The sequence below is a fragment of the Pseudoalteromonas sp. ABV4_021 genome (genome assembly GCF_056159365.1).
The window spans coordinates 388,419-413,087 of sequence record NZ_JBSWVB010000002.1 but is presented as its reverse complement, the minus strand read 5'-3'; the positions used below and the strand labels follow the sequence as shown (position 1 = coordinate 413,087).

Here is a 24,669-nt window from a genome sequence, read left to right as displayed (position 1 = left end):
TGTGTGGTTAGCTTAATACCTTAATTTGCTCAAGTGACGACACCATGATATGAGTTTGGAAAATAGTATTTGCCCGTTCTTTTTCCATTTGAAACAAAATCGATAATCACTATTCTTTTCAAAAATTATCAACTAAGTATACTGCTGGCGATAGAGTGTCTAAAGTAATACCTGTGATGTTATTTAACACGTTTTAACCGCTCTAGTTGTTTTATATTAGCAAGTAAGTCACGTCGTGTTGGGTTTTCACGATACGCATTATTCAGTAGTGTAATCGCGCGTTCATATTGTCCTTGGTCAATCGCGATTTGGGCGCTGAACAACCACGCTTGCTCTTTATAATTATCAAGGCTACTTGCCCGCACAAAATAATTATTTGCCTGCGAGATTTGTTTTTGATGTTGATAAAGTTGGCCAAGTTGAAGTAAGGCTTTGCCGTTACTGGCATCGGTTTCAATTGCGCGGGTTAAGTATTGCTTTGCTGTTTTGGTCTTACCATTTCGCTCAGCTAACAGCCCTAGATAAGTTAACAGCATGCTTTGATGTTTAAAGTTAAGCTTAGTGCTGTGTTTTTCAAGCACTGAGGCAAGTACTTGTGCTTGCGATACGTTATTTTGGTTTATCAAAACCGTTAATGCGTTAACGATTTGTGTTAAATGAGCGGGGTCACCTTTGTTGATTATTTCTGTTAATAATTTGACAGCGGCGTCACTGCTACCGTGGTTTAAATGGAGTTGGGCGTTAAGTAATAGATTGGTTGGGTTATTATTGCCAAGACGTCTTGCCACTTCAATACTTGCGAGGGCGTTCTTTTCTTTACCTTGCTGCAATTGAATTTGGCTAAGATGCAACCAAAGATCAGCCTCGTTAGGTGTGTTTTCAATTAGTTGGTTTAGTAAAACCGTTGCTTCGTTTACATCGCCGGCTTGGGTTAACGCCCATAACAATCCTTTTTTGTAATCAAGACTATCAGGTTGTAAAAAAAGCGCTTGTCTAAACCCAGCAATGGCGGCGTAAGGTTGAGCTTGCTGCATATGCAAATAAGCTAATTGTGCAAACAAACTTGCATCTTGGTCGCCTAATGTTAATGCACTAGCGAGATATTTTGCAGCTTTTTGATTATCTTCCAACTTTAAATAAATTGCGGCAAGTCCGCGGTGGCTCGGTAGTAAATCGGGTCTTTTTGATAGTGCATGGCGAAAAGCACGCTCAGCGTGCGCTAGCTGTTTTACTTGTAGTGCTATTTGACCAACTGCTTGTGCAAGTGCTGGGCTTAACGTGTTTATTTCTAACTGCTTTACGGCTTGCCACGCACTATTGTAGTCGGATTTGGTTAGCAGTGGTTTTATTGTTGTTGCAATGGTTTGTTCGTTAGCTGTGAGCTTAGCGGCATCTTGTGATAATAAACCGTATTTAATTTCAAAATCCCAACTCGGTTTAGTTATCGCGATATCGACATGTGCGTTGCTAGAAGTTGCACTAGTACAAACAAATAGCAGTGTTAAGAACAGAGTAATTTTCATATGGTTTCTACTTCAATAGGCCAGTTAAAGCGCGCTTTTACGTTCTCGCCATTTTTTTTAGGCGGGGTAAAGCGGGCAATTTTAACAATACGTTTAATTTCTTTTTTAAAGCTGGGAAATGGATTTTCTTTAATATCAATTAGCGTCACTTTGCCTTGTTCGTTGATTAATATATCAAGCACAATGTCAAAACGCTTTACGCCGCTGCGTCGTATCTTTTTGGGTACGTTGAATTTGAGATTCGCAAGTGATCGTGGCAAGGAATCTAAGTCACTCAAACCAAATGCCTGCCAATCAACATCCAATGAGTCGCTCCAGTTGATGTCATCTACCTGAAAAGTGATATCAATTGGCTGTTGTGTATAGGTCACCTCTGGTTTTACTAAACTCATGGTGATTTGTGGGCCATCACCACTTGCGCTAATAGCAATTTGGGGTGTGTCTATTTGTGGCTGCGTCATTGGTGGCGGGGGAGGAGGGGGCGGCGGTAAACTCACAGTCTCAATATTGCGCACTGTCAGCGGTTTTTGTATCCCTTTAGTCAAAAAACGCGATAGCATTACAAGGGAAAGTGCCGACGTGAGAATCGCAAAGGCAACCAGTAAGGCAATTGAATGCGAGGTTACTTTCTTCATTGTGTGGCAATGCTCACGTTGCTCGCGCCAGCGAGTTTACTTTCGTCAATTACCTGTACCAAAAGCTCGGTTGGTACCAGTTTATCAGCCTGAATAACCACCGCGCGTTGCTTGTCTTTTGTCAGCTGGCTAACAATTGAGCGGACGCCGGCAACGCCAATATTACTGCCATCGTAAACTACTTCTTTAGCGTTAGTAATGGCAATCATAATTAGATTGCGCTCTAGTTTTTGTTGCGATAATGCCTGAGGCTTATCAACGTCTACGCCTGTTTCTTTTACAAAAACGGTGGTAACAATAAAGAAAATAAGCAATATAAACACCACGTCGATTAATGGCGATAAATCGATGTGTTGCTGCTCTTCGTTTTGCAATCGTTGTTTTAGGTTAGCTTGCATGGCGCTCTACTTCATTTAAGCTGCGATTAACTAGGCTGTAGAGGATCCAAGCGGGTACGGCCAATAACAAACCAAGTTGTGTTGTAAATAGGGCATCTGAAATGCCGGCGGTTAAACTATTGCCCAAGGCCATTGTTTCGCCATAGGACATGGCAACAAAGGCATCTAATAATCCCATAATTGTGCCAAGCAAACCTAATAGCGGTAGCGCGCAAATACATAAATTGAGCGATTGTTGCCAAAAGCCAAGGCCACAGCAACACACCTGTTTGCGGGCAATGAAGGCATACACCAAACGGTAATAAACAAACAGCGCGAGCACTAAAATGGCGATTACAATTGGATGAGATAATTCGTTTAAAGTGATCATGCCGCACCTTTATGTAATTCTATGTTTTGGTTGAAGTTAAATTGGCTAAGTGAAATGGCACACTGTTCAAGTTGATGATAGTGACTTTTAACTTTTCGTGACAAAAATGCATGACAAAGTAACGCCGGAATAGCCACAACAAGGCCGAGCTCGGTTGTTACGAGTGCCTCTGAAATGCCACCTGAGACAGCAGCTGGGTCGCCAGCGCCAAACAAGGTCATTAGTTTAAAGGTTTCAATCATGCCGCTTACTGTTCCTAAAAGGCCAAGCAGTGGCGCAACAGCAGCTGTTACAGCAATTGCACCAAGTAGGTTATCGAGTTGCTTCTTTTGCTCGTTTAAGGCATTGAACAGTGAGTCATCTCTCAATTGACCAATTGGTGTGCGTTTACAAATTTCCACCAATTCGGTTTGCCAGCTGCCCAGTTTCAATGAGCTGTGATCACCATTGAGGTTAGTTAAGCGCTCTGTTACTGCGGGCACGATTTTGTCGAGCCTTGCAAGCTGCACCAGTTTGTAAATTGAAATAAGTAACGCGAAAAGTGCAAACAGTAATATCGGTGCGACCCAAACACCGCCTTTGCTGATGTGCGAAACAATGCTTTCTTGCTGTTTTAAGCTCATGGTAGCGCGGCCGTTACTTGGGTCGATTGGCAATAACGTATTGCCGGAGTCTTTTAACTGCGTTAATGCATCATGCGCATTTTCTAGTAATACAGCGACTTCATTGTGCTGGCTAGATTTATCAATTAAACCCGCAGCATTATCGCTTTTAAAATAAGTGAAAGGGCCAATATCAATTAGCTCAGCTAGATGTGTATTCCCATCGCTAAATACAACTTCACTTTGATAAAAGAGCCCCTGCCTTTGTTGTATTTCGCTAAAGCTTTTTTTCGCAAGTGCTAATAACTCTGTTAAGTCGTCACTTGTTGTCGCGATTTCGCTTTCACTTAAATAACGAGTTAACAGGTGTGTTTGATATTGCGACTGCTGCTGCCATTGTTTTAAGCGACTTTCAACGTCTTCTATCGACAGTGCCGCTTCGTCTTGTGCGCGTATTACGCCTTCAGTTTCTTTACGCAATAACAGAACAGCGTTTTCAGCGTTACGTAATTCGCGGCTGAGTTTATTATTCTCACGTGCCAATTGTTGTTCGGTTTTGTTGAGCGCAGCTTGCGCGCTTTGAATATCGTGTTGTAACGACTGGAGCACGTCGTTTGCTTTGAGCGGGGTTACAACACAAAGCACCGCAGTGACTAACCATAAATGCAGTTTCATTGTGTTTGCTCCAAGGTTACCGGCAGAGAAATAAAGTCGGCTTCTTGTCGGTGCTGTAACATGGCTTTTGCTTTTACAAAGTCGGCAAAACGCATTTCATTATTGAGCTGCCACTGCCACTGATTGTTTGCAACAAACCCAATACCAGTCTGTGTACCATCTGGTGTACTCGCATAGGCAAGCTTTTCACCGATGTAGATTTGTTCAAGTAACACGTTTTCGCCTGTTGCAAGCGTGATTTTGGACTTTTCAAAATTTATGCGCTGATTAAACTCACGGCGTTTGCTTTGTAGTAGTAACAACACTTCAAGGGTTTCACTGTCAGTCGATGCATCGGTAATTTGTAAAAGTGATTGCCGCCATGTATTTGCCAAAGGAGGAGGTAGACTTGTTATCTGGCTGTGTGCGTAACTAATTGATTGATCAAGCCACAATGCGAGCTCGTGTTGCTCGGATTCAAGTTTAGATTGCGCGCGTAAAATCTGATTACGGCGTTCACTAACGGCGTCATTGTGCTGCTTGCTTTGTGAGAGTTTTTCTTCTAATCGCTGTTTTTCAATATTTAATAGACTTAATCGTTGTTCGAGTAAAGGTTTTTGGCTTTGCCAATCGGCTATTAGTTGATTACGTTGTTTATGTAAGTTAAGCCATTTATCGACCAGTAATTGATAGTCTTTGACGGTACTTGCGTGGCTATCAAACAGACAGGCGGTAGCAATTAATAGCACCAAGGTTACTTTTTTCGGAGTCTTCATAGTGACAAAAATTTGCCAGTAATGACATAGCGTCACACCAGCGTTAGCTATAAATTAAACATATTGCAAATGATAACCGTTATCATTAGTATCTACAACTAAAATAAACTCACTATTAAACTTAAATTCTTGAATCGTGCATTGCCGTTACATATAAATGAGCAATGGTGCGAAAACCACACACGTAACAAGAGTTCCCCTTACTTGTTAAGAAAAAGGAGTTTCAACAGATGATAGCGTTAAATAATCAATGGCAACAGTTTGCAACTGATTTTGAAAATCGTAACAACTATGTTGTGGGTAAATCGGAGATAGATCGCATTAAAACGCGTCTTTCAAAGTTTTACGGTACGGGTCATGTGCTAGAGCTCGGTTGTGGTAATGGCACTTATACTAGAGTGATAGCTGATAATGCAGAGTCGGTTACCGCAACCGATGTAAGTAGGGAAATGTTAAATGTATGCCAAAAGCGCTTATGTGATTGCGATAACGTAAAAACCCAGTTGGCAGATGGTTTTAATTTACCTTATCGCGATAACAGCTTTGATACCTTGTTTATGGCTAATTTACTACACGTTGTACCTGAGCAAAATAAACTGCTTAAAGAATGTCATCGCGTATTAAAACCGTTTGGTCAAGTGATTGTGATGAGCGTTACCATGTACAAAATGTCACTGATTAATCGTGCAAAGCTGTTGTATCGTTACCATAAAACCTATGGTAAAAAACCTGCGCACAGCACAGTGCTCACCCCCGATTTATGTCAAAGCTTGTTTAACGCTTCTGGTTTTGAACTTAAATGCCAAGAGTTGTTAGGTACTAATACCCATGCTTTGCTGTGCCAGGGCATTAAACGCTAATTCAAAGGGCGGTTTTATAGAAAACCGCCCTTAGTTCCAGTAGTGTTAACGTTAATAAATTGTGTTTAATAACTAGGGTCTGTTGACCTTTCAAGTTCGTTTTTGCAGCAGTTTGATTGGGTTTTATACAAGGCAGAGGCTGCGTGGCATAGTTATTCTATGTGAGTCAGCCGATAACACAGTAGAAAACCCAATCAAGCGCTGCCGAACGGTTCTTTTGAGCGCACTTTTCTCATTGTTGCTCGATATTCGCTTAGATTACTAGGCCACACATCGAGCTCCGCGATAAAAGCACGCTCAAAGAGAACAAAAATAGAACAGCAAAGATCAACAGACCCTAGCTAATACAGATCGACTCGAATGCGTTTAGCCTCGATAAGTGATTGGTAGACGTTCTCTTGCAAAATTGATTTAAGACAGCTGATAACTGATTCGCCAAACCCTTTTTGTTTTCCACATAAATAAATCATTGCGTTATCGTCAAGCATCCACTTTTCAATACTGTTAGCATGTTGTTTTAGTTGCTCAGTAATATAACCGCCACCGTCGCGAGACCAGGCTGGGGTAAACTGAGTAAGTGATTTATCGCTAAGCATGGCATTAATTTCATCTTTAAAATAAAAATCTGTGCTACGTGATTGCTCACCGAAGAATAGCCAAGCGGGTACACGTTGCGCATTGACTGACATACATTTTAGCAAGCTAATAAGAGGCGCAATACCCGTGCCAGCGCCGATTAAAATGGTAGGACAGAGGCGGTTAGGCAAATGGAAGTTTGCATGTTGCCTAATACGGGCACTTATCAGCTCATTTTCACTCAGATCACACAGGTAATTTGAGGCAAGCCCCGGTTTACCAAAGTCATCGAAATGCCTACGCACAAAAATCTCTAATTGAGATTCGTGTGGTGCGCTTGCAATTGAATAAACCCGTGGCGCTAGCGGCGTCAACACATCGACAAGTTGTTGAGCTGATGTTGCGCTTTCACCAAGCCAGTTAGATTGCCTTACCGCTTCAAATAGCGGCATTTCAGTATTCTGAAAAATGATCTGTTGCTGACAATCAAAGCCTTTTTCACGCAGCATTCGTTGACACTTAACCGCGTCGTATTTGGGTATTACTTCTAAAAGATCGCCAGGCTGATAAGTGAGTCCCTCGTTTTTAAAGGTTATTCTATGTGCAGCGCGCTTAGGCTTTTGCGAGTTCACTCGCGTGTTACTGTGAGTATTAAGAAGGTGATAGTTCTCAGCCAATAAAATGGTCGATTGCTCCTTGCCAATAAAGTGGCTAATTTGTTGCCACCAATGACCAATGGCATCACTATCGCCGCGGTCCACTTCAATAACATCGGTAATTTGCTTTGCGCCTTTTGATGATAATAAATCTGCAAGCTGGTGGCCAAACGCACAAAAATGCTGATAAGTACGATCGCCGAGCGCCAAGATCGAAAAATTCACCTTGCTAGTTAGCGTTTGCGTTTGTTTCATTTTATTTAGAAATCTCACTGCCGTTTCTGGCGGTGCACCTTCGCCATAGGTGCTAGCAATTAAAAGCACTTGGCGATACTGACCTAAACAATCGGGTGTGAGAGAAGATAAACAACGCAGATCAAAGGTATTCGGCAGCTGTTTATGAAAGCGCTCTGCAATCGACATCGCAGTACCTGATTGACTGGCGAATGCAAGCAAGGTACTCGCTGTTTGACTGCGTGCATTTAGTAAGCTGTAACAACAAGCATAAAATACGAAACACGCACTCAATATAGCTATTGATACATACAGCGATAAGCCGTTGTTTACATCTAGGTTAAATAAGGTGAAGCAGCCACTAAATATGGCACATACGACAAAACAAAAGGCAAATAGAGATAGCCTATGCTGCTCTTTTTGCTTCCAAAGGAGCAATGAAATAAGCACAATTACAGCACAAAATAATAGGCCGATTTGTTCTAATTGATGGGCGATGGCGAGTTGTTTGCTAGATAGATAATTGATTATTTCAAACTCTTGGTTAAGCACAATTAAGCGAGTTTCATCGAAAAATTCAAGTTGTTTAATGGTAAAACTATCGAATACTTTCTCACCATTACTGTGTTGCGTAACCCCCTCAATTGAAAAGCGTGTTTGAGTATGGCTTGAATTTAAAGAAAACATCCACGCCCATAAAACAAAGCCCAATAGAAAAAGCAATTTTATAAATAAATTCAATAAATACGATAAGTTAGCGTGCTGAGAGTTAATAAGGTTTTTACCGTATTTGACTAGCTGAAACATGTTTAATTTAAAAATCTAAATGAAAATAATTATCATATGCTATTGCAAAGTATCAGCGAACGCTAGTAGAATTTGCCCGACAAATAAGTAGACCGAAGATTTTTTAGTGGTATGGCAAGGTCAAACAGCCAAATGCAATTCGATGTTAGTTATGTATCTCGCATTATGCGAAAGGTCCATATTTTCAGTGCAATGCCGGTATTGGTGTTGATGGTGTTTTTTGCAATTACGGGCATTTACCTAAACCACCCCGATTGGAAAGGTGGTGACGTTGAAAAACAACAGCAAACCATTGCGCTGCCAAAAAGTCTTACCGATTTACCCGACTGGCCAACTCACTATGCGAGCCACAGTTTAACCTTGTTGCATTGGCTTGATGTTGAGCATGGCGTATCGGGCGTTGACTTCGAAATCGATTGGGATGAATTAGATAGTCTGGTCATTTTGAATTTATCTGGGCCAAATGGCAGCACGCTAATCGAGGCATTTATTGAAGAAGGGCAAGCACATGTTGATACACGACGCTTATCCCTAATCGATATGCTGAATAATGTACATCGGGCAAAGCACGTATCAGGTTTATGGCGTGTGCTTTCAGATATTAGCGCGATTTGTATGGTGCTGTTTTCGATTAGTGGCTTTTGGTTGGTTTTGGTTAACCGCATGGAGCGCAAAAACGCCAATATTGCGCTGCTACTCGGCAGTAGCTTGTTTGTCTTTATCATAACTTTAATGCATTAGGAGACGTATCGATGCTTAAGCAGTTAATTGCAGTGACTTCCCTTTTGTTTGCATCTGTCGCTGCGCATGCAAATACCTTAACCGTTGAATTTGAATTACCGAGTTTTACCACCGGCGACTATCACAAACCTTACGTTGCAATTTGGGCTGAAAGTAAAGCGCAAAATCAAACATTGCTGCTTTGGCACTTAACTAAACGAAAAGAGGATAAATGGCTGGTGGATATTCGCCGTTGGTGGCGCAAACAAGGGCGTTATGGCGATACACCTGATGGCGTGACTGGCGCGACAAAAGGCCCAGGCAAATATAGCGAAACACTCGATGTTGGCGATTTAAGCCAGTTCAAACTGTTTATCGAAGTGGTACGTGAAGACGGCGGTCGTTCATTGTTAAAAACGCCAATCGACTTCTCAGATAACCATGAACGCTATCACTTAAACGCTGATAAAGAAATTGGCGCTGTAACAATTATCAAAGGAAAATAATAATGAAATCCAAATTTGTTAACGTAACCGCAGGGTTGACACTTGCTTTGGCATCAGGTTTAGCAAGTGCCCATGATATTTATATTTGGCCAAGTTACTTTACGGTGAATAGCGAAAAGGCGGTTGACGTACCAGTTCAAATTACTGCGTCACACACTACATACAGACCGGATTTTGCAATGCCAAGTGAAGGCGTAAAAGTATTTTCTGCCGACGGTAAACAAGTGCGTCGTATTGGTAGCTTTTATCAAGGTGCGCGTTTTTCAACATTCGATTTAGGGATTGAGGGTGAAGGCACATATGCACTTGAATATCATCGCGGTCCAAACTATCACTCACGCTACAAAATTGGTAAGCGAGACACTGAAAAACGCATTCGCGGCAATAAATCACACGCTAAGGCTAATGCACCAAAAGGTGCACGAGATTTAGAAACGGCATCATACACAACCATTGCAATGTCGTACGTGACAAATAAAGCACCTACCAACGACGTACTCAAAGCAAAAAATAAAGGCTTTGAAGTACTGCCAATCACCCATCCGTCAGATTACGTGACAGGTGAAGATTTAACGGTAAGCTTGTTATTTAACGGCAAGCCAGTGGTAAATCAAGATGTGGTGATTGAGCGCGAAGCGCCTCAATACAGCGAAAACCCAAAAGCCCTTGAACTGAAAAGTGATAAAGATGGGCTTGTCAGCTTCAATTTCGCAAAAGGCGGGCGCTACATGCTGAAGGTCAATCATAAAATTGATAGTACCGATCCTGAAGCGGACGTTGAAATTACCCGCGTGTACTACGCGTTTGAAGTGATTTTTGAGTAAATCACGATGAAAAAGCTGATTTCCCCTGTGATTGGCATGTTGTCTTTAGCGCTATGCGCTAAAGCACATGCCCATTTTCCAACATTAAACTGCCATATAAGCAATACGGATGCAAAACTGCTTAGCTGCACCGCAGGTTATTCTGATGCAAGTTTAGCGGGTGAAGTAATACTCAAAGTGTACTCATACGATGAAGCGTTACTGCGTGAAGTAAAAACCGCGAGTGATGGTAGCGTGTCGTTTAGTAAACCAAACGGCGAGTTTTATATTGTGTTTGATGCGGGTCATGAAAGCCCAGCCGAGTTTGATTATGCCGAACTTGAATAAACGCGCGTTTTACCAAGCTGGCTTTGTGGAAATTGTGCCGCAGCAAGATGGGCGTAAAGAAAATGCCTATTTTGTAGTGGCAATCGTATCAATACTCGCGCTTGCAGCATTACTTCTTGTGCTCACTGTAGGCGAGCGAAGTAAACATGTTGCACTGCCGGCAAATATTGTAAGCCTTAGCACCCAATTACAAAATGCCGCAGAAGAAATCGCTATTTTATCCAGTGTCGGTGAATTGGCTATGAGGCCCACATTAGACGAGCTGATCACATACCAAATTAAACCTTTTTCCGAGCGTGAATTTGAATCACCGAAACCAGGTTGTTTTATACATCAACACGATAACCACCAATTGCGCCTTAACTTTCACGATTCAGGTTGGCAAGTGATGTGGCGCGAACAAACCCATAGCGCGACAGCGCACGCACATCATGACGATAACGCGCTTTGCAATAACAATAATAAATGGCAACACGTAAGTGGCCAGACTAACCAAAATTAGAGGTTCGCTTGTTTTATAAAATTATGTTTAGTGTGATGGTGTGTTGCATCACGTTATCAAATGCATTTGCACAGCACGGTAAGTTGCATGTCGGTACGACCTTACACCCTTATTATGCCTATGTCGCAAATATTGTGGGTAACCAAGGTGAGGTAATTCCGTTAATTGAAACGGGATTTAATGCACACAATTACAGTTTAAGCCCTGCAGATATTAGCCGTTTAAAAAACATGGACGCGCTAGTTGTTAATGGTATTGGTCATGATGATTTTGCGCTAGAAGGTTTTAATCGCATAAAACCGAAAGGCGTTAAACTGATAAAAGCCAACGACCAAGTGCCGCTGCTGCGCAAAAACCATAAGGTGAACCCACATACCTTTGTTTCTATTGATGCGGCAATTCGTCAAGTTTATGCCATTGCAAAATCTCTTGGTCAATTGGCGCCAGAGCACGCTAAATACTTTAGTAAGAACGCGTTTTTATATGCCAAAAAATTGCGGGCGTTAAAAAAGCCAGTGCAAGATATTTTAATCAATCATGATTTATCGAATGTGCGTATCGCGAGCACACACAACGCATATGGTTATTTATTGCAAGAGTTTGGCTTAACCGTTTCAGCCGTTGTTGAGCCCGCGCACGGGGTATCACCAAGTGCGTCGCAGCTACAACAAACGATTAATGAGATAAAAAAAGCCGACATAGACGTGCTGTTTACAGAACTTAATATGGCAAACAGCTATGTTGATGTCATTGAAAAAGCGACCGGCATTAAAGTGTATCATTTTTCGCATATGACCCATGGTGAGTACAGCCAAGACTTGGTTGAACGAGAAATGAAGCACAATCTAACAATGCTTGCCAATGCATTGACATTTGCAGCATCAAAGTCAGGTAACCCGCTATGACAATTCATGCCCCTATCGTATGTGTTAGTGACTTAAATATCAGCATTAACAACAACCAGCTATTGAATGACGTTAACTTGTCGGTGCCTGCAGGAGTTTGGCTGGGCGTAGTTGGGCCAAATGGCGGTGGTAAGTCAACATTGATTAAAGCCCTTATGGGGCAAGTGCCACACCGCGGACAAATTGCATTAGAGTGGCCTGAACAAAGTGGCAGGCGAATTGGTTATTTACCACAAATTGCGGTTATCGAACCCTCTTTACCGATAACTGTAAGCGATTACCTCACTATGGTATGTGATACCCGCCCGGTTTGGTTTCGTTACAAACAAAAGCAAGTAATACGTGATGTTATGACGCGTTTGCAAATTGAAACCTTTAATAACAAACGCCTTGGTACATTATCGGCTGGCGAAAGGCAGCGCGTTTTACTTTGCGCCGCGCTTATTAATCAACCGGATATTCTGGTGTTAGATGAACCACTTGCCGGTGTAGACAAAGAAGGCCATGGGTTAATTCTTAATGTGTTATCCGAATTTCATCAAGCGGGTGGCAGTGTGATTATGGTTGAACACCACTGGCATGTGGTGGAGCAGTATTGTCAGTTTGTTGCAGTGATTGATGGGCAACTGGTTGACTATGGTCCGATTGAACACGTATTTGGCCGCTTAAAGCCGAATGTCGCACCATTTGAGTTAGCAACATCAGCGTAGGAACATTATGTTGGACCTAGTACATACATTCTTTTTAAATCTAGTGAATATTGGTCTGTTGCCAGAAATGTTCAGCTATGGTTTTTTGGTCAATGCCTTTTTGGCGTCTTTGCTAATTGGCCCTTTGTTGGGCGCATTAGGCACTTTAGTGGTGGTGAAACGCTTAGCCTTTTTATCTGAAGCTGTTGGCCACTCAGCACTCACAGGCGTATCCATTGGTATTTTACTTGGCGAGCCAATTACCGCACCTTGGATCAGTTTATTTGCGTTTTCTTTGTTATTTGCCTTGTCGTTGCAGTGGGTGCGAGGGCGTACGACCGTGCCTTATGATGCACTAATTGGTGTCTTTCTGGCGTTTGCATTGGCAATGGGGGCGGCGCTTTTAATGTTGGTTGCACAACAAGTAAACGCCCATTTGGTAGAGCAAGTGTTATTTGGCTCGGTACTTACCGCCAATGAACAAGACTTACTCATTTTAGTCGTGATGTTTGTCATTATTGCGGTGCTTGCGTGGCGTTTTTCAAATCAAGCATTTTTAACCGCAATTGCACCTGAAATTGCAAAGAGCCAGCGCATCAACACTAAATTGCATGATTATGGCTTTGTTGTACTTATAGCCCTGATGACAGTCGCTGCCGTGAAAATCATCGGTGCAATTTTAGTCGGTGCATTGTTGCTTATTCCTGCAGCAAGTGCACGGTTATTAGCCCATAACTTACGCAGCATGTTGTTATGGTCAGTAATGATTGCAACAACCAGCGCATTAATTGGCGTGCTACTACCTATGTATATGCAATGGGCTGTTACAACTGGGCCTGCAATTATTTTAACCGCCTGTTGTTGGTTTGTGTTTGCCATTAGCGTGCACAGCGTAAAAGGAGTAAGCACCCGTGCGTAAACTTATGTTAGCTATGTTGTTAACCTTAATGCCTTTGGCTTTAGGTGCGTTAGAGGCAAGAGAAAGTAAGCCTTTGAAAATTGTCACTGTGAGTCCAATAAGCCATAGCTTAGTAACAGCGATGGTCGAAAATACGCCTATTCAAGTGACTTATTTACCCCCAAAACGTTTACCTGTAAGTCGCATCCCAAGCTGGATTGAGAAAAACAAAACACGCAAATTTGACCAGTTTGATGCGTATGTATCAATGCGGGCAGTAAGGCCGCAATTTGATTTATATGCCAGTGTGCGCCAAAGCAATATTCGTGTGGTTGAAATTGACATTGCCGAGGCTCTGTTGCCAAAGGGCGAGAAAGTCGTGTTACTAAACCAACAAGAGTATTTTTGGCTTAATAATAATAACTTACTGCTTATGTTAGGCATTTTGAAGCGTGATTTAGTGAGCCTTTGGCCACAATTTTCTGCGATGTTTAATGCCAATCAACAAGCGCTATCGTCGCAAATTCGCAGTATTAATCGCGCGAGTAATGAGTTGTTAATTAAGCACGACGTCGCATTTATGGTGGCAAATGCGAAACAGGCGCCGTTTGTTAATGGCTTTGCCACAGATTTAGCGACCCAGCAAGACGCACAAGCCCTAGGTCTAAATTACTTATTAGTCGATAAAGTTAAGAAAACGCCATCGCCCAATACCTGGCATATTGATGATTTTAGTCGATTTAACAAAGCGCCATTAATTGCGCGTTTAAAACGTAATTTTAATGCATTATCCCAAACACTTTCTCAATTATAAAAGAGGTTGAAAATGAAAGGTCCAATTAAAACCTTATCGGCCATTGCTGTGGTTGCAGCAATTAATAGTTTTTCAGTTGTAGCAGCAGAAAAATCCCATTTTAGCTATAGCTGGATTGATACTTGGGATACAGATAACAACCAACAAGTAACGATTGAAGAGTTTTTTAAAGCACGAAAAACACGCTTTGACCTTGCCGATGAAAATAAAGACGGCATTGTGAATCTAGATGAATACCGTAACGAATACGAAAACCGTCTCGATAAAAAAATTGCACAAGAGCGTATACAAAGCGTTAAGCAAACAAAAATGCGCTTCAACTCAATGGATAAAAACGACGACGAAATTATGTCGAAAGACGAATACATGAATGTTGCAAAGCGCGGTTTTGATTTTTTTGATACAGATAAAAACGGCATGATCACCGATGAAGATCCAAAACCTGAATATAAACCGCGCAAAAAACCAGAGCAAAAAAGTGAAGAAGAAATTAAAAAACAACAACGTGAGCGCAAAATTGCAAGTGCCAAACGTGTTGTAAAAATGCCAACAACTCATAATAAAAAGGGCATGGTTGCGATTTACGACGCCAACGGCAATGGCAGTGTGTCTTGGCAAGAGTACATGGCAGTACGTGAAGAAATGTTCGCAAGAACAGATGAAAATGGTGACGGCCAACTGGTATTTGACGAATATTTAGCAGAATTTGAAAATCGACTCGATACGCAAATTGCAAAAGCCCGTGAAAAACGCGTGGCACGTACCGATAAACGCTTTGAAATCCTTGATGTAGACAGCAATGGTATGACATTTGAGGAGTTTCAATTGTCAGGTGTGCGCAGTTTTGTACGTTATGACAAAAACAAAGACGGCAAAGTTGAGTTTGACGAAAAGGCTAACGCACAAGTAGCTAACCGCGATGCCAAAAAACAAGACAGCAAACTGTAACGGTTGCGGGTCAAAAATCAAAAACATTCAGGGGGAGTAATCCCCCTTTTAAACTAAAAAGGTAAATGATGCGTTTTGTGGTTTTAATCGCAGCACTCGTATGCGGATTTAACGCAGTGGCGAAACAGTACGCCACAATGGCCTATTTAGGCACATCTGTTCAGTTTACTATAGAGGATGTCACAGCGACTGAACAAGACCTAGCGTTTGAGTTAGTTAAACAAGAGTTAACACGCTTGGACACGATTTTATCGCGCTATAACACAAGTAGTTCCCTTTCGATTTTAAATCGTGAGAAACAACTGAAAAATGCACCTATTGAGCTTATCGACGTACTCAAGTTATGTCAGCAATGGCAAGTAAGTACCACTAACCATTTTAGTTGTCGATTAGGCAGTGTTTTACCGATTTGGCAACAGGCTGAAAAAACGCAAACTTTGCCATCGCGTATTGAGGTAAGACGCGAAGCCCGTTCGTTGCGTGATAAAACAATCTTAATTAATGGTTCGCACATCACCCTTGATGAGGAGCTAACGCTCGATGTTAATGGTATCGCAAAAGGGTTTATCATCGATAAAGTGTATGACATACTTGTTGCCCACTACAGCGAAAGCCGCTTTAAAATTGATATTGGCGGCGATGGTCGTCATTACGGCGCGTGGCCAATTGCATTTACTAACCCAAATGTGAAGAATGCAAAACAGGTGATGTTAACTAATTTGGAAAATCAGGCATATGCTGCAAGTGGCCTTGCGTTTCGTCATTTTAAAATTAAACACAATACATTTAGCCATATTTTTGCCCCCCGCGATGGCTGGCCAATTACAAAGCCTATCGGCGCTGCGGTAATTGCAAAAACAACTGCAAATGCCGATGCTATTGCAACCGCGTTAACCACGATGAATGGTGTAAACGCCATTGATTGGCTTAATAAACATGACGTAGCAGGCGTATTATTTTTGCCTGACGGACGCGTTGTTTATTCAAAAACATGGCAACAACTGGATGTATCAAAACACAAAGCAAAGCTGACATTTGATTACACGTTACCTGAATTTGATATTGCCGATTACCGTAAACCTTATGTTGCGATATGGCTATCAGATACTAAAGGTAACCCTATAAAACAAATGGCTATTCTTGGTGATAGCGAAAGATGGTGGCAGCAAAGCAGGCGCTGGTGGCGAAAAGTAGGGCGCAAGGAGAATAGTGTTTTTCCACATCTTGCCCATGCAACGCGAAAGCCCGGTCAACACAGTATTACCTGGTTTGGCGAGGACGATTTTGGCCAAGTCGTCATTGAAAATGAATTGATATTGCATATTGAAGTTAGCCGAGAGCACGGTGAAACCAGCTATCAAAAGTTGCCATTTAATGTTACGAAACAAGCCACAACAACTAACGGCGGAAAAGGGGAAATAGGGCAACTTAGCCTGACGATTACGCCGTAAAAGCAAAGCGCTAAGTCAAAAGTTGGCAACAAAAGCGCTATAGAAATTGGTTGTACGGTTCAACACGCTCTAGCGTAAACTACATAAAGCGACATAAGGATTTGCCGCTTACTCTTTCAAAATGCTCACTTCACTTAAATGCTGTCTTGCACAAGCGACTCAAGTTTAATGTGCAAACTTGGTTTAATGACAAATCACTACACCACATTTTAAGGTTAGTTTAGATATATCAATTGGTTATCGATTTTGCTGAACTGGATTTAGCGCGATTAAGTATATTGCGAAAAAAAGTATAATTTACCTTGCATTAAAAACGCGAATCATTATCATTACGGCCTGAGTGCGATGACTATGAATTTTAAATGTGAGGATACTCTTTTGCGCTTTACTCTATCTAAGCTAAGCACCGCAATTTCATTTGCATCAGTTGTTTCAATCGCGGGCGTAAGCCCATATGCGTTGGCAAATACGCAGGTCACAACACTAGAAAAAACAAAATTATCAGCCAACAAGCGCGTTGAATCTAAGTCACAAACGGAACTCGATAGCGTGTCAGTTTCGTCAAATCTTATGCAAGATATTAATGATGTCGCTGACTACATTCCAGGTGTAGACGTTGCAAGCATGGGCCGTTTTGGTAATAACGGTTTTAATATTCGCGGTATGGAAGGCGATCGTATTGCGATTACGGTTGACGGCTTAACCCAAGGTGAAACACTCGATCCCCCTTCATTTGCGCCTTATGAGTATTTTCGAGCGAGTCGTAACTCCACTGAAATTGAGCATATGAAAGCCATTCAAATTGTTAAAGGTGCAAACTCAGTAACCAGTGGTTCAGGTTCGCTTGGTGGTGCAGTGATGTTTACCACCATGAGCGCATCTGATTTACTTGACGGCAATGAAAATCAAACCCGTGGTTATTTCAAGTTTGGCTATGATGAGCGTGATGAACAAGCGCAAGGCACAATTGCAGTGGCTAACAAGTTTGGTGGGCTAGAAACACTACTAATGTACACAAAACGCCAGGGCAGTGAATCAAGTAACCACTCTGGAAACCCAGATACAACAGGCGCATCGCGAGAACAGCCAGACCCACTCGACTTTAACAGCGACGCACTGCTATTTAAAACCCAGTATCAATTTAACGACGTTCATGAACTAGGCTTTGTCGTTGAAAATGACGATAACCTGTCTCAAGTCGAAAACCTATCGCGCGTTTCAAGCAGTATTCAGCGTCGCTTTTCAGATGATGAACAAAATCGTGCCCGATACGGTGTATTTTATTACTTAACGCTAGATACCGTAGCATTCGATGAGCTGGAGGTACGTTTTGATTATCAAGATATTTTCACCTCTGGTGTAACTAATATGCACTACGCAGCGTGTCTTGAATACTCACCGAGTTACCAATGCTTAGCGCTAGGGGAAGCGTATTTACGTCAAGAGCAGCGCGAACTAACGCAACAGACTTCGACGCTTGCATTTGATTTTTCAAAGCAGTTAGTTACCGGACAAATGCGCCACGATATTGTTTACGGTACAAGTTTTGAAACGCGTGAACTTGAAAATAATATGTGGGATCACCGTTACAATGGGCTGACAACTGATTCAGGTTATCAACAATTAAGACGCCCACTTGCTGATGGTACAACCCATTACCCGATTAAAGATGCTAACTTTATTCCTCAAACAGACGTTGCGATTTGGAATGTGTATTTACGTGACAGCGTGACTGTAACAGACGCGTTAACGTTAGCAGCGGGGTTGCGATATGACGATTACAGCTATCAACCAGAGTTCGATAACTATTTCACCAATGATCAAGGCCTTGTTAAAGACGTTGATATGAATGCATTTACTTGGCAACTTTCTGCAAACTATGAGATAACACAAAATCATTCAGTGATTGTTGACCTTGGCACAGGTTTTAGAGCGCCATCTGTTGAGCAAGTTTATTATGGCTCACGCGGAGCAACGGTTGATGATTGGCAACTTGTACCAAACTATGATTTAAAACCTGAATCAGCATTTAATATGGAACTCGGTTATCAGTGGCAAAATGATAACGGCCGAGTACGTGTGTCGGTATTTGACAGTGAATACACGGATTTTATTGATAATGTCACTTATACCCGCGATTTAGCGACACCAACAACAAAGCGTGTGTATGACCCATCATGTGGTTGTTACAAGCAAATGGAAGTCACTACAGATGACTACCAGCGACCTGAAAACATTGGCGAAGCTAGTGTTCAAGGTGTTGAGTTAGATGCACTTTATCGCTTTAACAATGGTATAGAGTTGCGTGCTGCTTACACCCACTCTGAAGGCGAATATGACAATGGCGACCCAATGCTAACCGTTTCGCCAGACTCGGCAGTTGTCAGTGTTGGTTATGATTCCAAGTCACTATGGCGTGTTATGGCGCAAGTTCGTCACCAAGCTGAGAAAAAGGCAAGCGATGCATACACCACAAATGCACAAGGTGAGCAGGTTCAAGCAACCGATTTCCTAAGTGATACATCGACCGTAGTTGATTTAATCGCTAATTTCGATATCACAGATAACATGGTGATTAATATCGCGGCACGTAACTTATTTGATGAAGAGTACTACAACTGGCAGCGCATTCGTTTTGTTTCAGAAGGTTCAGGCGGTTTTAGAGGCGGAGTTGCAAACGATGGCATTAAACGTTACTCAGAGCCAGGTAGAAGTGTTTCTGCCAACATTAACGTTAGATTTTAAGCGTTAATCAATCATAAATTTCCCGTTGGTTTAATACCAAAGCCTGCAATCTATGCAGGCTTTTTTATTTATACGCAACCAGTTACATACTGGTAGAATGTTGTAAGTAGTCAATGGCTTTGTTTAGGGCTGGATCACCACCTTGATTATCTCTATCTGTTGGGATTACTAATATATGTGGCTCAAAATCTTCTCTAAAGGTGCCATTTACATGGTATAAACGCTCAAATGCCATTTCTAGCCACGCATCACTTTGTTCTAATGTCACTGTTTTAATACCACCGAGTAAGTCGGCCATGGGTGCGCCAATCACGGTTTGTGCGCCAAGAGCGTCAAGTCCAATAGTCATACCTTCACCCATACTACCGGTCCAACGACCAGCAAGTACAATAAATGGCTTTGCATAATGCGGTTTAGTTGGCGTAACAAACGCTGTTTGTATTGGTGCGTTTTGATACGCCATGTTAGATGTTTGCGTGCGATAGGTTTGATAAGGTGTTTTTTCGGTGACAAAGTGGCCAATAATGGGCTCTGCAACGCCAGTATTGCCGCCACTTGGCGTGTTGCGTAAATCAATAATCAGTGCGCGCGTATGCTTTAGTGCGTTAATCGCTTTTTTAAACGAGACTGCCGTTTGGTTGTTACCAAGGGAGTTATTAAAGCGGATATAGCCGAGGCCATCTAAATTACGGTAGCTTAATGTTGGACCATCGTTTAACGCATTAATCGCATCATAACTGGCGGCAAGTGTAATAGTGTGCGTACCCTTGTTATTTTTATAGGTAATCGCTCGCGTTTGTTTACGAAGGCCGCCAAGTACAACATTTAACCCGTACTCAATTTGTTGTGGTGATAGGTTTTCAAACCCTTGACCAAATAAGTTGGTTATTAGAGGTTTTATTGGCTGGTTATCCATTTTGACAATTGTTGAACCTAATGTAAGAGTGCTCTTGTCTGCAGCTGAACCCGCTTTGATATCTTGCACAATAAATTGGTCGTTTCGATAAATAGCACGGATATCAGAGCCGGTTGGAAATACACTAAAATCATCTTTATCGTAGGGGCCAAGGTTTAAATGCGGATCGGAAAAGGTACGCATAAGTTGCTGGCTAATTTCATTAAACTCAGCCTTGTTTTTAGCACTAAGCGCTTTACTTTTAAACTGGTTCAATACTGTATCTGCATTGTTTAACTTATCAAAATAGGCGTATTGCTTTGTGAGTACGTGTTCAACCTCTTGCCATGCGTTTGTTGCGTTAAACGCTGTGGCAGCGCTTATATTAAACGTTGCGAGCGTTAAAATGGGTAAGCTAAGGCATAGTGGTGTAATTAATTTGGTTTTTAGTGATGAAAACATGTATCGGTAAACCTTTGTTATTGTTTTATTAGTTATGTTGTTTATTACTGATTGTTGAGTGCTAAAGCGAGTTAAGCGAAGTAATAATGTGCTGCTCTGAGACACTGTAGTAACTTGCTAGTAATAAACATTTTTGTTCGATGTAATCGGGTGTTAGGTCAAAATCGGCACACTGTTTTTTAAAGCGCGTTAATGCAGAATTTAAGTTGTCGCTGTTTAACGTGATTTGGCTACGCTCAATTTCACAAAGGGCAATAAACGCAGTGAGTTCATGGTTTGGTAAAACTGCGCCTTGAATGTTTAAGTGCAGGTAACATTCTAGCGGCGTCAACCCATTTGATTCACGTTGGCTTAGTGCTTTTGGTAAAAATACGTTACTTTCGAATAATAACAGTGAGCGAACATACGTAAAGGGCACATTTGCGTGTACACCGCGAGCAACAAATAGGTAATGTAAGACATTGCGCTTCATTGAATCTTGCAGCGAAAAGTTTGCCATTTTCTGCAATAACGGCGTAAAAAATGATAATGCTTGGCTATTTTTAAGCTGCGATACTAACGGAGTGGGCATTGGGTGTTCGCCGTTTAGGGTGACACTTAAACGTTGAAAATAATCAAAAGATTCAGCGCTTTTATTGGCCTGCAAGTTCAAAAATAGCATTATGTGTGCTTGACTCTGAGGCGTTTGCGTTAAATAAAACGTGGTGACGTCTTTTATATTGGCTGTTTTAAGCAAACCGATGAATTGGTTAACAATTTGATCCATAATGTAATTTAATTAATTTTATACGCATGTACATTAACACAGAAAACAGCGCATGGCTGAGCGAGAATAGTAACTGTTTATGTATTCTCGCGCGGTGATAAAACGATACTTAATAAAAACTAAATCGATGAGCTTATTACTCATCAAATTTTAGGTTGTAATCAACGTCGTCAAAATGTAGGTAAATACATACGCCTTCACCTTCAATACTTTGAAATTCGATTTCACCTTTAAGGCGTTGTGTGACTAAGTTGTAAACAATACTCAGCCCTAAACCGGTTCCGCCTTTCGCGCGTTTTGTTGTCACAAAGGGTTCGAAAATTTTGTCGAGCAATGATTCTTTCACACCTGCACCGTCATCCATATAACGGAAATGCAGTGTTGCCCCCACCATTTTTGCTACGATATTAATGTTTAAGGTTTTATTTGGCTCGCTGCCGTGACGTAAACTGTTAATGATAAGAATTGTAAATATCTGATTAAACGCACCTAAATAGCTTTTGATTACCAGTCCATTAGTTGCTTCAACACTAACGTTAACATCATATTTATCAAGTTCGTGTTTTAGGCTATCAAACAGGTTATTTAAAAAGGTTTCGACATTAAACTCGACTAATTCGTCGTATTCTTGATGTGACGCAACTTGCTTAAAGTTGTTAATTAAATTAGCTGAACGGTTTAAGTTTGATTCCATCAAACTTAAACAATTCTCCGCATCCAAGATCATTTGCTCAAGGGTGTTTTTTTGTAGTGTACCTTGGTTAAAGGAGTGTTTAAGTTGCTCTACTTGATCTCGTAGATGGGACTCGCTGGTTATCGCAATACCTAGCGGTGTATTTAATTCATGGGCAAAGCCTTTTACCATAGTACCAAGACTTGCCATTTTCGCGTCTTCAATTAAGCGCTTTTGCGCCAAACTTAATCGATTAATTAGTTCCTCAATATGGGCAAGTAGGTTATCAATATTTTTAGCCAGATCGGTTACTTCGTCATCACCGCGTATATTACTGCGCATTGAAAAGGTATCAGATTGGCAAATTGAACTGATAAATGCATTTAACTTAAATAATCCGTAACCAATGCGTCGATTAATTAAGAATGAGCTTAATAAACTAAATGCTAAAAATACAAATGTAACGCTGAATGTGATGAACAACACTTGATTACTGGCGTCTTTTGCGCGTTCGTTTAATAGTAAAGATAGGTTTGTAAAGCGCTCATTGATAACCTGTGACAGCACTTTATTTTTACCGGCAACACCGAGGGTGGACGACTGCCCCATGGTGTCTAGGAGTGCGGTATATTGGGTAAAGTTGTAATCATAGTCTTTTAAATTATCAATTAACTGGGCTTTTAATTCGCTGTTATGCGTTTGTAGGTGCACCTTTATTTGCACTAACGTTTGTTTATGTAGTTCTAAGTACTTTTTATTCCAGCGTAATAGGTAGTCTTTTTCTCGGCGTCTTAATTCTAATATCATTATCTCAAGCGTTTGATCGTCAATTTGCTGGCTAACGGCTTGAATTGCATGAATGGATTTTCTAAAGCTGCCACGAATACCTTGATCTTCATTAAAACCAAGTTGTTTTTGAATGGCGATTTGTTTATTAAGATTTTGTTCAAACTGGCGCATTGCCTCTTGAATTTGCGTAAGCAGTCGCGCTGCAATTTCAAGGTCTGCTACTTGTTTAAATAGCGCAAAATGCAGTTGTGAATAATCATCAAACTGCTCTTTTGACCATTCCAGCATTTGCTCGTCTTTATCAAGGGAAAATTCTTGTTGTAAATTAACGGTGTCAGACAATACCTGTTTAAAGTCGGTTAGCGATTGCGTAATACGGTAGTGACTAGCGACTTTTTGATAAATTATGGCGCCACACGTGAGCACCACAATAAAACTGATTAACAAAGCGACTTGCGAGCTTATAAAGGCTGTTTTTAGTTTCATATTTGGCTGCCTGATCCATTTTTATAAAGTGTAGGTCAAAATATTTAGGTGTAAACGGTTGAACTTATGTTAGTTTCAAACGTGAAATTTGTTGCGCCAGTTAAATGGCCAGTAAACGGTACTTTTCTTCAGCAAGCGAAATGGCTGTTGGCAGCTGGTTTAATAATTGCGCAAAGTTAGCGTGCTGGTTTTGCCAACTAAGTAGAATTTCATTGCTCGCGATTAACTCATTTAATACATCACGCTCAAGTGCCTGATGCTTGCAATATATTTGGGTCGTTAAATCGCAAAACTGCACTCGTCGGATTGTCTCTAACAAAGGCATAAACTGTTTAAATTTATCGGGCAAGTTATCGTGGTGATGGAAATAAATTATCTCGGGAATAGGGCTTGGGATATGCCATGTTTTACAAATTTTCGCGCCATTAAACGCGTGTTGACGCTGTAAATAGGCAATACGGTGCTTTTCATAGGGCTTTGGTAAATACCAAGTTAAATCGTCAAGCGATTCAAAGTACTTGGCATACAGTTTGTGGTTTAATGTGATGTCTATATCGTGTAATAAACCAACCAAGTAAGCCATATCAGCGGTGATCACGCTGCGTAACAGTACGTCATAGGTGGTTTTTAGTAATTCCGCTGAGATTAACGATTGACGCCACAATTGTTTTTCAAATTGACTGGTGGGCACAAATACCTTGGTCAGTGCCACTAAGTTTATTAAGTTAAATACCTCTTTTGTGCCCATTCGTACAATCGCATCTTTAATACTGCGAATGGGTTTAATAGCGGCTTGTTTGGCGGTGTTGCTAAGTTGAATTATTTTGAGGGCAAGGGGCGGATCGCGCTCTGCGAGTTTTTCAATTTTGTTGAAGTAATCTTTATCATCAAGCGGAATGCTCAACAATTCGACCAATATTGTCGGTAATATTGGCAAATCGGATATCTGTTCTTGTGGTGATGCTTGGCGTGTTGCCATTCACAAACCTTAAGATGAAAGTCATTTCAATTTGCCAATAAGTATAGTTAACCAAAACTCGAGATAACAAATTACATCAAAAAAGTAATGTTTACTTATTCGGATGGTAGTTGTTTGCAGTAAGCTTACGGTTGATAAGTTCAATTGCCTTTTTAAGTGATAAATCAAAGTATTTGCTTAACGCGAATTTAGCTTAGTT

General features: G+C 41.3%; 24 protein-coding genes. 13 read left to right on the top strand and 11 right to left on the bottom strand.

All coding sequences use genetic code 11. The annotated features are described in order from the left end of the window. Nucleotides 1–179 precede the first annotated feature (179 nt). From ACXAFE_RS16205 to ACXAFE_RS16180, 6 genes are read right to left on the bottom strand one after another with little or no spacing between them, the layout of a single operon-like run. Nucleotides 180–1,523 carry a tetratricopeptide repeat protein gene (locus tag ACXAFE_RS16205; RefSeq protein WP_475154766.1) on the bottom strand — a complete coding sequence of 448 codons (1,344 nt, stop codon included), beginning with the start codon at nt 1,521–1,523 and terminating at the stop codon, nt 180–182. Continuing rightward, a complete protein-coding gene (locus ACXAFE_RS16200) occupies nt 1,520–2,158 on the bottom strand; it encodes an energy transducer TonB (RefSeq protein WP_475154762.1) in 639 nt (212 codons plus the stop codon). The genes ACXAFE_RS16205 and ACXAFE_RS16200 overlap by 4 nt, the downstream gene beginning before the upstream one ends. After that, the gene (locus tag ACXAFE_RS16195; RefSeq protein ID WP_475154757.1) at nt 2,155–2,556 is read right to left on the bottom strand and encodes an ExbD/TolR family protein; all 402 of its coding nucleotides are present in this window, start codon (nt 2,554–2,556) and stop codon (nt 2,155–2,157) included. The genes ACXAFE_RS16200 and ACXAFE_RS16195 overlap by 4 nt, the downstream gene beginning before the upstream one ends. After that, the gene (locus ACXAFE_RS16190; RefSeq protein ID WP_475154755.1) at nt 2,546–2,926 is read right to left on the bottom strand and encodes a MotA/TolQ/ExbB proton channel family protein; all 381 of its coding nucleotides are present in this window, start codon (nt 2,924–2,926) and stop codon (nt 2,546–2,548) included. The genes ACXAFE_RS16195 and ACXAFE_RS16190 overlap by 11 nt, the downstream gene beginning before the upstream one ends. Further along, complete coding sequence (locus ACXAFE_RS16185) at nt 2,923–4,203, bottom strand: MotA/TolQ/ExbB proton channel family protein (RefSeq protein ID WP_475154753.1); 1,281 nt, start codon at nt 4,201–4,203, stop codon at nt 2,923–2,925. Before ACXAFE_RS16185 ends, ACXAFE_RS16190 begins: the two co-directional genes overlap by 4 nt. Continuing rightward, nucleotides 4,200–4,958 (bottom strand): DUF3450 family protein, encoded by a 759-nt coding sequence (locus ACXAFE_RS16180; protein WP_475154749.1) that lies wholly within the window; start codon nt 4,956–4,958, stop codon nt 4,200–4,202. The genes ACXAFE_RS16185 and ACXAFE_RS16180 overlap by 4 nt, the downstream gene beginning before the upstream one ends. A 230-nt stretch (nt 4,959–5,188) precedes the next feature. Here ACXAFE_RS16180 and ACXAFE_RS16175 point away from each other — a divergent pair, with 230 nt between their 5' ends. Beyond that, the gene (locus ACXAFE_RS16175; protein ID WP_475154745.1) at nt 5,189–5,818 is read left to right on the top strand and encodes a class I SAM-dependent methyltransferase; all 630 of its coding nucleotides are present in this window, start codon (nt 5,189–5,191) and stop codon (nt 5,816–5,818) included. Between the two features lie 341 nt (nt 5,819–6,159). Here ACXAFE_RS16175 and ACXAFE_RS16170 read toward each other — a convergent pair whose 3' ends face one another. Continuing rightward, nucleotides 6,160–7,971 carry a flavodoxin domain-containing protein gene (locus ACXAFE_RS16170; protein WP_475154744.1) on the bottom strand — a complete coding sequence of 604 codons (1,812 nt, stop codon included), beginning with the start codon at nt 7,969–7,971 and terminating at the stop codon, nt 6,160–6,162. Between the two features lie 231 nt (nt 7,972–8,202). On the opposite strand from ACXAFE_RS16170, the gene ACXAFE_RS16165 reads away from it, so the two are divergent. The 12 genes from ACXAFE_RS16165 to ACXAFE_RS16110 all read left to right on the top strand — a co-directional run bounded on the left by ACXAFE_RS16165 (nt 8,203) and on the right by ACXAFE_RS16110 (nt 19,420). Then, the gene (locus tag ACXAFE_RS16165) at nt 8,203–8,832 is read left to right on the top strand and encodes a PepSY-associated TM helix domain-containing protein (RefSeq protein ID WP_475154741.1); all 630 of its coding nucleotides are present in this window, start codon (nt 8,203–8,205) and stop codon (nt 8,830–8,832) included. Between the two features lie 11 nt (nt 8,833–8,843). Further along, nucleotides 8,844–9,317, top strand: a complete 474-nt coding sequence (locus tag ACXAFE_RS16160) for a DUF2271 domain-containing protein (protein ID WP_475154738.1) — start codon at nt 8,844–8,846, stop codon at nt 9,315–9,317. 2 nt (nt 9,318–9,319) lie between these two features. Next, nucleotides 9,320–10,141: a DUF4198 domain-containing protein gene (locus ACXAFE_RS16155; protein ID WP_475154733.1), complete on the top strand. Its 822-nt coding sequence runs from the start codon at nt 9,320–9,322 to the stop codon at nt 10,139–10,141. Nucleotides 10,142–10,147: 6 nt separating this feature from the next. Beyond that, a complete protein-coding gene (locus ACXAFE_RS16150) occupies nt 10,148–10,468 on the top strand; it encodes a hypothetical protein (RefSeq protein WP_475154729.1) in 321 nt (106 codons plus the stop codon). Then, a complete protein-coding gene (locus ACXAFE_RS16145) occupies nt 10,452–10,970 on the top strand; it encodes a hypothetical protein (protein ID WP_475154725.1) in 519 nt (172 codons plus the stop codon). The genes ACXAFE_RS16150 and ACXAFE_RS16145 overlap by 17 nt, the downstream gene beginning before the upstream one ends. Before the next feature lie 8 nt (nt 10,971–10,978). Continuing rightward, nucleotides 10,979–11,875 carry a metal ABC transporter solute-binding protein, Zn/Mn family gene (locus tag ACXAFE_RS16140; RefSeq protein WP_475154720.1) on the top strand — a complete coding sequence of 299 codons (897 nt, stop codon included), beginning with the start codon at nt 10,979–10,981 and terminating at the stop codon, nt 11,873–11,875. Next, entirely contained in the window at nt 11,872–12,585 is a 714-nt protein-coding gene (locus tag ACXAFE_RS16135; RefSeq protein WP_475154716.1) for a metal ABC transporter ATP-binding protein, read from the top strand. Before ACXAFE_RS16140 ends, ACXAFE_RS16135 begins: the two co-directional genes overlap by 4 nt. A 7-nt stretch (nt 12,586–12,592) precedes the next feature. Then, on the top strand, nt 12,593–13,483 hold the full coding sequence (locus ACXAFE_RS16130; protein ID WP_475154713.1) for a metal ABC transporter permease: 891 nt from the start codon (nt 12,593–12,595) through the stop codon (nt 13,481–13,483). Then, on the top strand, nt 13,476–14,276 hold the full coding sequence (locus ACXAFE_RS16125) for a hypothetical protein (RefSeq protein WP_475154707.1): 801 nt from the start codon (nt 13,476–13,478) through the stop codon (nt 14,274–14,276). Before ACXAFE_RS16130 ends, ACXAFE_RS16125 begins: the two co-directional genes overlap by 8 nt. 12 nt (nt 14,277–14,288) lie before the next feature. Next, nucleotides 14,289–15,224, top strand: a complete 936-nt coding sequence (locus ACXAFE_RS16120; protein WP_475154704.1) for a calcium-binding protein — start codon at nt 14,289–14,291, stop codon at nt 15,222–15,224. 68 nt (nt 15,225–15,292) lie between these two features. Beyond that, nucleotides 15,293–16,675, top strand: coding sequence for a DUF2271 domain-containing protein (locus tag ACXAFE_RS16115; RefSeq protein WP_475154698.1), 1,383 nt, complete (start codon nt 15,293–15,295; stop codon nt 16,673–16,675). A 378-nt stretch (nt 16,676–17,053) separates the two neighbouring features. Then, nucleotides 17,054–19,420, top strand: a complete 2,367-nt coding sequence (locus ACXAFE_RS16110) for a TonB-dependent hemoglobin/transferrin/lactoferrin family receptor (protein WP_475154693.1) — start codon at nt 17,054–17,056, stop codon at nt 19,418–19,420. 82 nt (nt 19,421–19,502) lie between these two features. Here ACXAFE_RS16110 and ACXAFE_RS16105 read toward each other — a convergent pair whose 3' ends face one another. The 4 genes from ACXAFE_RS16105 to ACXAFE_RS16090 form a co-directional block, all read right to left on the bottom strand. Beyond that, entirely contained in the window at nt 19,503–20,777 is a 1,275-nt protein-coding gene (locus ACXAFE_RS16105) for a S41 family peptidase (protein WP_475154689.1), read from the bottom strand. A gap of 61 nt (nt 20,778–20,838) precedes the next feature. Continuing rightward, nucleotides 20,839–21,543 (bottom strand): hypothetical protein, encoded by a 705-nt coding sequence (locus ACXAFE_RS16100; protein ID WP_475154687.1) that lies wholly within the window; start codon nt 21,541–21,543, stop codon nt 20,839–20,841. 136 nt (nt 21,544–21,679) lie between these two features. Then, complete coding sequence (locus ACXAFE_RS16095; RefSeq protein ID WP_475154684.1) at nt 21,680–23,491, bottom strand: sensor histidine kinase; 1,812 nt, start codon at nt 23,489–23,491, stop codon at nt 21,680–21,682. Between the two features lie 100 nt (nt 23,492–23,591). Further along, on the bottom strand, nt 23,592–24,470 hold the full coding sequence (locus ACXAFE_RS16090; RefSeq protein ID WP_475154681.1) for an HDOD domain-containing protein: 879 nt from the start codon (nt 24,468–24,470) through the stop codon (nt 23,592–23,594). Between the last annotated feature and the right edge of the window lie 199 nt (nt 24,471–24,669).